Here is an 11,763-nt window from a genome sequence, read left to right as displayed (position 1 = left end):
GAAGCATAAAAAGGGATTTAGGAGGACATATGTTTAAGGATAATTGGATTCACGAACTGGCAAAACTGGAAGAGAACTACGAGCCATGTGTGATGGTGACAGTGCTTGAAGACAGAGGCTCAGTGCCGCGTGATGCGGGTACCAAGATGCTTGTCACTCGTGACCGAATCATCGCTACGATTGGTGGTGGTCACCTTGAACATGTGGCCACTAAAATGGCTCGAGAGATGCTGATTGCCAGTGAAAAGTCGCTCAAAGTGGAACGTTTTAACCTAGGCGCTCGTTTGGGCCAGTGTTGTGGCGGAATGGCAACATTAAGCTTTGAACCGATTGGCACTCAGCAGAATCACCTTGTGCTGTTTGGCGCTGGGCACGTTGCCAAAGCGCTGCTGCACATTGTCGCGACTCTGCCCTTCCGTGTGACCTGGATTGATGAACGTGAAGAAGTGTTCCCTGAAACGCTGCCACACGGTGTTAAAAAGCTTGTCTCAGACGACCCAGTCGGTGAAGTGAAACACATGCAACCAAACAGTTATTACCTTGTGATGACCCACAACCACCAGCTCGATTTTGACCTAACCAAAGCCATTATTGACCGTGAAGACAGCCGTTACTTTGGCATGATCGGCTCGCTTACCAAGCGTAAGAAATTCGACTTCCGCTTAGAGCAGCGCGGCTACAGCCAAGAACAAATCGAAACCATGCTTTGCCCGATTGGCATTAGCGCCGTGAATGGCAAACATCCTGCCGAAATTGCGGTATCGGTTGCGGGTGAACTGATCGCACACTATCAAGGCCAAGCGCTTGAACAAAAGCGCCCAACCAAACAATATCGAAATCAGGGTTTGACCGATCAACACAGTCAACCAAGCGACGTAGGCGAACCACCATTGGAAGAGAAGATCGCCTAACACAAGTCGCAAAGCTTCAGTGGCCATAACGTCGCTGAAGTCATTAAAAGGAAGTAAACATGACAACGCAACGCAAAGCTTATCGCGCCAGTATTTTACACAGCGTCGCCGACCCAAAAGACGTCGGCATCGATGAGTCTTACGACTATTTTGAAGACGGTGTTTTAGTGGTTGAGAACGGCCATGTCGTCGACTTGGGCCATGTCGACGAGGTATTGGCTCGCCAACCTAAAACACTCGAAGTCAAAGAATACAAAGACAAGCTGATCACCTCTGGCTTTATTGATACGCACATCCACTACCCTCAAACAGGGATGATCGCGTCTTACGGTGAGCAACTTCTTGATTGGTTAGAGAACTACACCTTCCCAGAAGAAAAGCGCTTCAAAAACCCAGTCTACGCACACAAAGTGGCGAAGCTATTCCTAGACGAACTAGCAAGCAACGGCACAACCACGGCACTCGTGTTCGGCACGGTACACAAAGAGTCGGTTAACGTTTTCTTTGAAGAAGCTGAGAAGCGCAACCTACGTATGATTGCGGGTAAGGTTTTGATGGATCGCAATGCGCCTGATTACCTCACCGACACGCCAGAATCTGGCTACGCCGACTCCAAAGAACTGATTGAGAAATGGCACAACCGCAGCCGTTTGCTTTATGCCGTGACACCTCGTTTCGCGCCAACCAGCACATCAGAACAATTGGCTACCGTTGGTAAACTTCTTGAAGAATACCCTGACGTATACATGCACACACACCTTTCTGAAAACGAGAAAGAGATTGAATGGGTAAAAGAACTGTTCCCTGAACGCGACAGCTATTTGGATGTATATGACCACTATGGTCTACTGCACAAACGCTCCGTATTCGCCCATGGTATTCACCTGTCTGACTGCGAATGTAAGCGTCTAGCGGATACCGAATCTGCCATCGCTTTCTGTCCGACCTCTAACCTGTTCTTAGGCTCAGGTTTATTCCGATTACCAGAGATGGAAGAGCACGGCATTCGTGTTGGTATGGGTACCGATGTAGGCGCAGGCACTAGCTTCTCGATTCTGCAAACGATGAGTGAAGCCTACAAGATCATGCAACTACAACATAAGAAGCTTCACCCAGCTAAATCCCTGTTCTTAGCAACACTAGGCGGCGCACGTTCTCTGCATTTAGAAGACAAGATCGGTAACTTGGAAGTAGGAAAAGAAGCGGATTTCGTAGTGCTCGACTTGCACGCCACACAATTGATGCGCTTTAGAATGGAACAAGCGACCAAGCTTGAAGAGAAGCTATTTGTACTAATGAGTTTGGGTGACGACAGAACCGTCAGCGAGACTTACATCTACGGTGAGAAAGCCTACGACGTGAATTTCAAAGACTACAAAAAGCTCGTTAGCTAGACTGAAAACCGAGTAACAATCGCTAGACAGCGGCAGCCGTCGTAATTAAAAATCCGTCCAGATTTATCTAGCCTTGAAAGGCCAGTTGCTGATGCCACTGGTCTTTTTTGTGCTTCATTCAAAGAAATATAAATTAACCGCTCACAGACAACGATCTTCGGTGACGCCAAGTCATTATATTGATAGGTTAATGTTTATACATTTCGACTTCATACTTCACTTTAGCATCTCTCTCAAACATTCGTTTCTCAGCTAAATGGAAGCACCTAATCTAGAAAGGAATTCTATGTTCGAACAGGTCGTCAGCATTCTGTTTCCCGTTTTTGCTCTAGCCAGTGCTGGCTTTGCTGTCGGTCGTTGGCTCAAACCCGATTTCAAACCGATCAATCGCATCAACATGGATGTTTGTATCCCTGCTTTGGTGTTTGCCTCGCTGACCACCATGCCTCTCGACACTGAACAACTGCCACTCATCTCTGCGTCTTTAGTTGCGGTGTTAGTGCCAGCTTTATTAATGATTCCGATCTGTAAGATCTTTAAGCTCAACTTCAAAGCTTGGGCTCCGCCACACATGTTTCGCAATAGCGGCAACCTTGCGATCCCCCTATTCACGTATACCTTTGGCGAAAGTGCATTAGCCCCAGCGGTACTGCTGTTTGTGGTGTCGGCGTGTGTTCATATCAGTGTCGGTTTGGCGCTACTAAGCGAAGGTAACCCGATCAAACAGATCCTCAAGATGCCTATATTCTTAGCCGCCGCATTAGCGATGACGTTGAACCTATCTGGTATTGCAGTGTGGGATCCAATCTATGAAGCCACTTCGCTACTCGGCCAAGCAGCCGTACCTATCATGCTGTTATCGCTAGGTTCGCAAATGGTGAACTTGAAGCTAAGCGGACTCAAAGTTGGCTTGCTGTGTACGGCTCAATCGCTGTTTACTGGTGCCATCGCCTTTGCCATCATCTACTTCTTTATTCCGCTGCCTACGTTGCACCTACAGATGATGGTGCTGTTCACCATGCTGCCACCCGCCGTGATGAACTACCTGTTCGCAGAAAGGTTCAATGTCGAGCCTCCCAAGGTCGCGTCTATGGTGTTGTTCGGTAACTTCCTGAGTGTGGTGACTTTACCTATCTTGCTGTCATTCGCGCTGTCTATGTCGTCTTAAAGAACCACTAACCTTCAGTTTTACGACCTTTAAAATTAAGCCAATCAATAAAAAGGGAGCGCAACTTAGCAAAGTTGACGCTCCCTTTTCAGAATAAATTATCTATTTGTCTCGAACTGTGTCTCTCTCGGCAAGCACTTCTTTAAATGCGAACATGCCATTTAATGCCGAAGGGAATCCCGCATACACCGACATCTGCAGTATCACTTCTTTAATCTCTTCCTCGCTGCATCCAACATTGAGTGCCGCATTCAAATGCACCTTAAGCTGAGGGGCACAATTACCGAGTGCGGTAAGGGCAGCGACGGTCGCGATCTCTCGCGATCTCAAATCCAAGCCGGGGCGTGAATAGATGTCACCAAAGGGATACTCGATAGTATATTTGGCAAGATCAGGGCAGATGTCTTGCAGGCTTTCAATAACCTGTTGCCCTGCTTCTCCGTCGATATGATTCAGTCTTTCTATGCCAGTTTCAAAACGTGATTGATTCATGAGTTTGTTCCTGTATTTATAGTTCACAGGAACACCTTACAAGTTAGAGTCGACTCTAAGTCAACGGACTTTTCCATCTCGATACAAACTAATTTTTTGCTCTAGCGCAGCCAGATGCTTTTGCTGCTCTTCGATATGGGACCTCAAATTCTGTTGATGTTGTTCGAGCAACACTTGGCGCTGCGAAGTCGATTCTGGCCCTAATTCCCTTAGCTTTGCGTATTCTAAAATCTCATCCAGTGGCATTGCGGTGTCTTTTAAGCGCTTCACGAACTCAATCCAGGTAACGTCTTTCGATGTATAGACTCGATGCCCGCTGCTGTTTCGCTGAACATTTTTCAACAAACCGATTTTTTCATAGTAGCGAAGCGTGTGGGCTGACAAACCCACCAACCGAGAAAACTCACTCACATTCATTACTTCACCTTTTCTATCTGGGTATAGGAACTCAAACTATGCGCACTTCTCTAATTTGAGCTCTGCGGTCACTTTCGTCAAACGCAACGCAATAGCGAAACAGACTAAGTAAGGACTCACATACCAGAAGAGGCTTTCTAATGGCTGCTTCACCTGCGCTTCTCTGGTTTTTATGTATTGGTTTTTCTGCTTCTCATACTGACTCAACATACCATCCACCCACACGGCATCGCTTTCAACCAGCGACACGCTCGGCGCAGGAACCGTAAAATCCGATGCGTTGGGTAACAAGGTGAAATCGACATCTTTGAACGTGATCGCCGTATTCAAATACCACAAACACGCTTCATGGTGCTGAGCGTGATTATCTAAAGACGGCTGACCGGTGCAGGTATCACTTCGCAGCTTATCCAAAGAAAACTGCTGAACCGACTCTAAAATCGCCACCGCTCTGGTTTGTTCTGTTTCAACCCAATCACCCGCTACTTTCGCACGAATCTCAGACACAGCGCCCAGCATCCCGATACCCGCTAGAAACGGCCATAAATAATCCATGAGCTTCCACTTGCGTCGGCTCAAATTGAACCCACACCAAATCGGAAGATGAAAAAGGAGCGTTAGCCCAAGCGATAGAAAAACGAAATTCAAAGAGCTAGAGAGCATGAGTTCGCTATCAAAGAAGTTCTTCATAATGAGAGACTTGCCTGTATAACAAAGAGAAATTTGATACTAAATTCGATATTTGAAAAGAGTGTAAGAGGAAAGTAAAAACAGCACAAAAAGTTAGGATTTGGATGAATAATATCCAATCGAAACTTGTTGTTATTTCAAAGCCAACACATGCTCGATAAAAGCCGACTTCTTTTCGCGGTATTCATCTTGTGGCCAACCTTCACAAGACATTTTGAGGGTGTTGTATTGCTCCACTAATGCCGGATTCGCACGTAGCTTGTCACGAAACCTTAGAAAACATTCGAACTCAGAACCATTGGCAACTACTTGCAAGGCCACGTCATGTCCTGATGTAGACTCCAACATGCACAGCTCCGGCGTTCTTAAGGTATCGAGTTTCTCATTGAAGCCGAGTGTTGTGAGTTGTTCAATGGCGTACTCAAGTTCACTCGATTCAATACCGACGAATATATCCAAGTCGCCTTTAGATACTGCAGATGGAATAGAAGATGCACCTACGTGCTCAACTCTCGCGTTAGGGATTAGCTTTTTGATGTCACGTTCGTATCGGATAAACAGCTCGTTGCAAGCTGCTTGGTATTGTTCCGCGGGGTAAAATTTCATATATCCTTACTCCGAATCACAAACTATTGAACACACCAATTGCTAACAGAAGCAACACGATGCTAATAGCTCCGATATAAGAGATTCTGGTTCGCTCTTTTTCAGTTGGAATCAATGGGGGGAAGCGCCCCAATGTGAATACTTTACAAACTATCCAGCCAGCTCCGTAACCAATGAACTCAATCAATATCGACTGAAACAGATACCTAAAGAATGAGCTCAATGCCCTAAAATACGCGACTATCAAGTCTTCCATTTTTTGTCCTAACTAAAGTCAATTTGGACTAAAAGTGCCATGGGTAGGTATTCACATCAAGTGCTAAATATAGAACTAAATTCATATGCTTGAATAACGCAAAAGCAATATTCGCTAGATAATCGAGAAAGAAATTAACTTAAAATGCCTGAGTTGGTCAGTGTCACGAGTCCAAACTCACGGCTTCACCAATAATAGTAAGCATTGCAAAGCAAACTACACATTTAAAATACATCTCAAAAAAGGCTTCTCAAGCTTGTAGCTTAGTTAACACTTTAATCGCAGACTCACCAAACGATCCATCTGGATGCTGCTTAGTATTCAAAAAAAAGTGACGCAATACGACATAATAAGTCTCTCTAACTGCAAAGATTAGATCCTTAATCTCATCCGGACTCAATGAATTATCCCTTAGTACAGATCTGTCATCATACCTCATATCTGTATGAGCAATAATTTTACTCCGAATATCTAGTACTTTCTGTACTGAAGTAGAATACGAGTGGAGACTTTGAGAGATTATATCTACTATTCTAGTGTGCCCATTAGCTGTTAAATTATCTTTTAAGCTTCGAATACTTGAAGATCTACTGTCGTTATCGAAAATTCGTCCCAAAGCCAATAGCATAGCCAAACTATGTGCTTCGTATGACGCATGTAGATAATAATTATACTCCTCTGACTCGAACTCCTTTTTAAATTTTGTCCTATTTTCAGAAACACCTAGTTCCCACCATATTTCTCTGTGCCTCGCAGCTTCATCAATAGACAGTTTCAAATCATTTAGTATTTTTTCAGTTTCTTTGTTCATAATTCCCTAATTACAGCTGGACGTACTCAACAAATGAAGTGTTACACAGAATTCCTAAAGTTTAAAACAACTCTTTTAAATCAAAAATAACAGAAGCTTACAGAGCGTTCTTACTGAAAAATCCATCTATAATCGGACTAAATGATGTACCTACTTTTATCTGTCCAAAAACAAAAAGCCCCGGTTATAGGAACCGGGGAAACAGGGTGGGATGAGTTTGGCGCGTGCCCGAAACCAAACTCTCCCCAAGCCTCACCTAAGACTCATGCTCTTAGGTAAAGGATTCACATCATTATTGAAGCGTAGCGCCTTGCTCTACCCAAGTACCGATCAGTGCGCGTTCTTCGTCGGTCATTTGAGTCATGTTGCCGAGCGGCATCACCTTGGTTGTTACGGTTTGAGCAACAATCCTTGGGACGTTGGCTTTAATCTCTTCTGGGGTATCAAACATCACACCGGCTGGCGCAGCAGCAAAAGCAGCGTGGCTCGGGGTTGATGAGTGACACACCGAACAGCGCTCTTGAATGACTTTGTTGATGGTTTCAAAGCTTACACCTGCGCTAGCCGTTTGCATTGCGTGGTCTGCAGGAACAGCTTGAGAACTGGCCGTCGTTGAAGCGGTGGCGTTCGAAGCAGCCTCTTCTGTCGCTGATTCAGTCGCGCTTACTTGCACTTCTTGAACCACTGGAGCTTGTACAACTGGAGTCATCTGTTTTTTCGCGTAAGGTGAAGTAACAAACGCAAGCGTGATCATACCCAATGCCGCGACTGGCACTGTCCATGCAAACTTCTGACTACCGTGACGGGTATTGAAGTAGTGGCGCACCAAGATACTGAAAATCGCTAGCCCAGCAAGGATCAGCCAGTTGTATTCCGAGCCATAAGTGCTTGGGAAGTGGTTACTGATCATGATGAACAGCACTGGCAGGGTCATGTAGTTGTTGTGACGAGAACGCAGTAGACCTTTCGCTGGCAATGCCGGATCCGGTTCGCGCTTCTCTTCAATCGCTTTCACCAAGTTACGTTGTGCAGGCATGATAACGCGGAATACGTTACCCACCATGATGGTACCAATGATTGCACCCACATGAATGTAAGCACCACGGCCACTGAACACTTGAGTTAGGCCGTACGTCGCAGCGACGAGCAGCAAAAACAGCACAACGCCAAGCAACACGGGGGTTTTACCTAATGGCGAGTCACACAGTAAGTCGTAGATAAACCAACCGGCAACGAATGAACCAATACCAATCGCGATTGCCGTTGTTGAATCAAGGCCAGAGCCTGGTGCAATCAGGTAGATTTCAGCGTTAAGGTAGTAAACCACACCCAGTAAACACACACCGGTGATCCACGTGAAGTAGGCTTCCCATTTGAACCAGTGCAGGTGCTCTGGCATCTCTGGGGGCGCAAGTTTGTACTTCTCTAGGTGATAAATACCACCGCCGTGAATTGCCCATAAGTCGCCTGAAAGGCCCGTTTTAGGGTTAACTCGGTTAAGGTTGTTCTCTAACCAAACAAAGTAAAATGATGCGCCTATCCATGCAACACCAACAATCATGTGAGCCCAGCGTATTGCTAAATTCAACCATTCTGTAATATGCGGATCCATAATAAACTCCTGTATCACAACGCTTTAGCTAAGCGTTGCTCTTCCTTATTGTCGTCCGTTGGCAGATCGTCCAAATGCAACGCCACTCGGTCGCTGTCGAAATAAACTTCGTCACAGTTGTGTCCTTCGCCGCCTCTATCGACGATCAAGAACTGGTCTTGATCGGTGAGGGCGAGAACTGGGTGATGCCACACCCCTTTGTGATAGTTCACTCCTTGACGGCCGTTGCTCAAGAAAGCTCGGCTATTGGCTAATGTTGGATCGTCGCCTTTTGGCGCAACAACAATTAAATAGGGTTGACCAAGTAATGGAATGAATGCCTGAGAGCCAAGTGGATGACGCTCTAACATTTTGATGGTCAGTGGGTAGCTCAGCGGTGTGGCTTGGAAGATGCTGATGATGGCTTCTCCGTCTTGGTCTTGCACATCCGTTGTCGCTAGCTTGTGGTAGCGACGTGTTGATCCACTGTTGATCATGAAGAAATCACTATTATCGGACTCGATAACATCGCCAAACTCTGCAAAAGCCTGCTTGGTTAACGGTTCGATGGATAAACGACGTATTCCATTACTCATACTCATTTCCTTACCTATTTCGCTTTCGTACCAAACAGACGCAAACGGCTGATACCACCATCTGGGAATATGTTTGCACGTACGTGGGTAATCGCACCAAGGTCGTTTACCTCAGAAATGAATTCGTGAATCTCGTGCGCTTGCAGCTTTTGTGCAGGCAACAGTTCACGCCAGAATAGGCTTTGTGTTTCTACTTGGTCGTCGGTACCGCCTTTCACGTAAGCCGCTTGGATTGAGCAGCTGTCTGGGTAGTTACCTTTGAAGTGTGCCGTATCCACAACGATACGTTCGATATTACCTGGGTGGCCTAATGCCACGATAACCCAGTCGTTACCCGGTGTGCGACGACGTGCTGTTTCCCAGCCATCACCCATGTTTTCACCACGGCCTGGGCCTAAGATGTTGGCTTTGTTACCGTAGTGCTCATCGCTACATGCGAGTGCTCGGCCACCGTGTTCAACGGCTGCTAGGTCAACTTGTTGCTGAGAATCTATTGCGTCCCAATCCACGCTTGGTCGGCCATAAACACGTAGACGTGCGACACCGCCGTCTGGGTAGATGTTCAAACGTAGGTGCGTAAATACTTGGTCACTTTCGATTTCTTCAAGATGATGATGATCACCTTGTAGTGCCATTGAAGGCAGAATTTCTTGCCACTCTGTTGAGTCTGTTGGCTCACCTTGTGGTGAATAACACGCGTCAATTGATGCCGAGGGTGGGAAGTTACCTGTGAAGAATGAGGTATCAATATCAACGCCAGCAATGGTGCCAGCTAGACCAAGGCGAACGACACAGTAGTCGTAACCTTCGCCGCGTTTGCGTCTGCTTTCCCAGCCGTCCATCCACTTGCCGTTGTCGTCATATAAGTCGTCTTTCCACTCTGGCGCTGCGTGGCTGAGTAGACGGCTTTTATCTGCGAAAAAATCGTCGGTTGCGAAGATAGCTTCTGCGCCGAGTTTTTCGTCTGCAAGGTTTATGTACTGTTCAAATTTATGGGTCATGTCCGTGTAATCCTATGAAATTAATCAAGTAATAATAAAATGAGAACTTAGTGGCTTATGTTTTTACAAATCAAACCTTTAACGCACTAAGACTGGGCTGAGATAGCTGTTAACTCCGTTAACTTACATATCCCAGAGACGAAACATCGCGATCTTGTTGATCTCTTGAATCGCCGTAGCAAACTCAGTTTCACTATCATTTCCTAATCGCATCTCGAACGACTCAAGAATTTGGTAACGATTGGCTCCCTTCACCGCCATGATAAAAGGGAAATTGAAGCGACTTTTGTAGCTGTTGTTGTAAGAAGTGAATTTTTCAAATTCTTCGGCGTTGCACTGGTCGATGCCCGCCCCCGCTTGTTCTTTGGTCGACGACTCGGTGAGTTCGCCGTTTACTGCTGCTCGACCGGCTAAATCCGGGTGAGCGTTGATCAAAGCCAACTGTTTGCCTTGGTCTGCACCTAACAAGGTCGATGCCATTTTCAGATGAAGATTCTCGATATGGTCGTCTTCGGCATTCAAACCTTGGTCATACACCACTTCTGCAACCCACGGGCTGTGTTCGTAAACATCAGCAAAGTGAGCGACAAAGGTATCGCGTTCCATGGTTGTTGGTTGGCATGATCGAAATTCAGTCACGTATAGCCTCCTTGCTTCTCGCTTCGTTATTTTTTCTGTTGATAATTAGCTTGTTGTTGGTACGGGTGATGTTGGTGCCAGTGGTTGGCGATATCGATTCGACGACATAGCCACACGCTGTCATGCTGTTTTACGTAATCTAAGAAACGTCTTAATGCAGCAATACGACCGGGACGACCAATAAGACGACAATGCAGCCCAACCGACATCATTTTCGGTGCGGTTTCGCCTTCCATATAAAGGGTGTCAAACGTGTCTTTCAGATATTGGAAGAATTGCTCACCAGAGTTAAAACCTTGCGCCGTTGAAAAACGCATGTCGTTTACATCGAGTGTGTAAGGGATCACCAATTGCGGATGACCAGTTTCGGTGTGCCAATAAGGCAGGTCATCATCGTAGGCATCTGAGTCGTAAAGGAAGCCGCCCTCTTCTGCTATCAAGCGACGCGTATTTGGCCCCGTTCGACCGGTATACCAACCTTGTGGTCGTTGACCCGTCACTTGTTGGATAATCTCAATCGCCTTGGTCATATGATCACGCTCTTCTGACTCATCAATGTATTGATAGTCTATCCAGCGATAACCGTGACTACAGATTTCGTGGCCCGCTTCGACCATGGCTTTGGCAACATCTGGGTGACGCTCAATCGCCATTGCGACCGCAAAGACGGTCAGTGGGATTTCATATTCATCGAACAAGCGAAGAACACGCCATACACCCGCACGGCTACCATATTCATAGATGGATTCCATGCTCATGTGACGTTCGCCTTTGATCGGCTGTGCTGACGGGATCTCTGAGAGAAAGGCTTCAGACTCGTCGTCTCCATGTAACAAACAACGCTCACCACCCTCTTCATAGTTCAATACAAAAGAAACCGCGACGCGCGCATTACCTGGCCATTGAGGGTTTGGAGGGTTAGCTCCGTAACCGATCAAATTTCTTGAATAATCCTTATTCATCCAAGTACTCCTAACATAAGTGGTTGGCTTAGCCGCTCTTTCACTGGTTCATCAAAATGAATCAGTGAATGGATTTTCCAAAAACCGAGCAACCTTACCCCTGTACATTTATTGTATACAATTATTTATCTCAATGTAAAGATTTTGTTATTCAAGTTAAATTTTGTTACTTTTGTAATTTAAAAACAATAACTTAACAAACCACAACCTCACCAAAAAACGATAATCA

General features: G+C 46.0%; 14 protein-coding genes. 3 read left to right on the top strand and 11 right to left on the bottom strand.

The window, feature by feature from the left end; genetic code table 11:
- Window positions 1-29 precede the first annotated feature (29 nt).
- From xdhC to AB4558_RS08405, 3 genes are all read left to right on the top strand, one after another.
- Entirely contained in the window at window positions 30-911 is an 882-nt protein-coding gene (gene xdhC / locus AB4558_RS08415) for a xanthine dehydrogenase accessory protein XdhC (RefSeq protein ID WP_136982330.1), read from the top strand.
- 59 nt (window positions 912-970) lie between these two features.
- The gene (gene guaD / locus AB4558_RS08410) at window positions 971-2,305 is read left to right on the top strand and encodes a guanine deaminase (protein ID WP_372158586.1); all 1,335 of its coding nucleotides are present in this window, start codon (window positions 971-973) and stop codon (window positions 2,303-2,305) included.
- 286 nt (window positions 2,306-2,591) lie between these two features.
- A complete protein-coding gene (locus tag AB4558_RS08405; protein ID WP_372158583.1) occupies window positions 2,592-3,473 on the top strand; it encodes an AEC family transporter in 882 nt (293 codons plus the stop codon).
- 102 nt (window positions 3,474-3,575) lie between these two features.
- Here AB4558_RS08405 and AB4558_RS08400 read toward each other — a convergent pair whose 3' ends face one another.
- The 11 genes from AB4558_RS08400 to puuE form a co-directional block, all read right to left on the bottom strand.
- The gene (locus tag AB4558_RS08400) at window positions 3,576-3,965 is read right to left on the bottom strand and encodes a carboxymuconolactone decarboxylase family protein (RefSeq protein WP_372158580.1); all 390 of its coding nucleotides are present in this window, start codon (window positions 3,963-3,965) and stop codon (window positions 3,576-3,578) included.
- A gap of 60 nt (window positions 3,966-4,025) precedes the next feature.
- Window positions 4,026-4,382: a MerR family transcriptional regulator gene (locus tag AB4558_RS08395; RefSeq protein WP_017061603.1), complete on the bottom strand. Its 357-nt coding sequence runs from the start codon at window positions 4,380-4,382 to the stop codon at window positions 4,026-4,028.
- 36 nt (window positions 4,383-4,418) lie between these two features.
- Window positions 4,419-4,937, bottom strand: a complete 519-nt coding sequence (locus tag AB4558_RS08390) for a hypothetical protein (protein WP_372158577.1) — start codon at window positions 4,935-4,937, stop codon at window positions 4,419-4,421.
- Window positions 4,938-5,204: 267 nt separating this feature from the next.
- On the bottom strand, window positions 5,205-5,678 hold the full coding sequence (locus AB4558_RS08385) for a GrpB family protein (RefSeq protein WP_137002188.1): 474 nt from the start codon (window positions 5,676-5,678) through the stop codon (window positions 5,205-5,207).
- 16 nt (window positions 5,679-5,694) lie between these two features.
- The gene (locus tag AB4558_RS08380) at window positions 5,695-5,934 is read right to left on the bottom strand and encodes a hypothetical protein (protein ID WP_017086627.1); all 240 of its coding nucleotides are present in this window, start codon (window positions 5,932-5,934) and stop codon (window positions 5,695-5,697) included.
- A gap of 250 nt (window positions 5,935-6,184) precedes the next feature.
- Window positions 6,185-6,745 carry a hypothetical protein gene (locus AB4558_RS08375; protein WP_017071670.1) on the bottom strand — a complete coding sequence of 187 codons (561 nt, stop codon included), beginning with the start codon at window positions 6,743-6,745 and terminating at the stop codon, window positions 6,185-6,187.
- 292 nt (window positions 6,746-7,037) lie between these two features.
- A complete protein-coding gene (locus AB4558_RS08370; protein WP_372158573.1) occupies window positions 7,038-8,357 on the bottom strand; it encodes a urate hydroxylase PuuD in 1,320 nt (439 codons plus the stop codon).
- A 14-nt stretch (window positions 8,358-8,371) separates the two neighbouring features.
- A complete protein-coding gene (locus tag AB4558_RS08365; protein WP_004732859.1) occupies window positions 8,372-8,932 on the bottom strand; it encodes an ureidoglycolate lyase in 561 nt (186 codons plus the stop codon).
- A 14-nt stretch (window positions 8,933-8,946) separates the two neighbouring features.
- Entirely contained in the window at window positions 8,947-9,933 is a 987-nt protein-coding gene (gene alc / locus AB4558_RS08360) for an allantoicase (protein WP_146490273.1), read from the bottom strand.
- Window positions 9,934-10,056: 123 nt separating this feature from the next.
- Window positions 10,057-10,572: a 2-oxo-4-hydroxy-4-carboxy-5-ureidoimidazoline decarboxylase gene (gene uraD, locus AB4558_RS08355; RefSeq protein WP_102393991.1), complete on the bottom strand. Its 516-nt coding sequence runs from the start codon at window positions 10,570-10,572 to the stop codon at window positions 10,057-10,059.
- A gap of 26 nt (window positions 10,573-10,598) precedes the next feature.
- Entirely contained in the window at window positions 10,599-11,534 is a 936-nt protein-coding gene (gene puuE, locus AB4558_RS08350) for an allantoinase PuuE (protein WP_372154482.1), read from the bottom strand.
- Window positions 11,535-11,763 lie beyond the last annotated feature (229 nt).

The organism is Vibrio sp. 10N.222.51.C5, from assembly GCF_041474575.1.
In the GTDB taxonomy this organism is placed as follows: Bacteria; Pseudomonadota; Gammaproteobacteria; order Enterobacterales; family Vibrionaceae; genus Vibrio; species Vibrio crassostreae_C.
The sequence above is the reverse complement of the archived record's forward strand: the minus strand, read 5'-3'. Positions and strand labels throughout refer to the sequence as shown.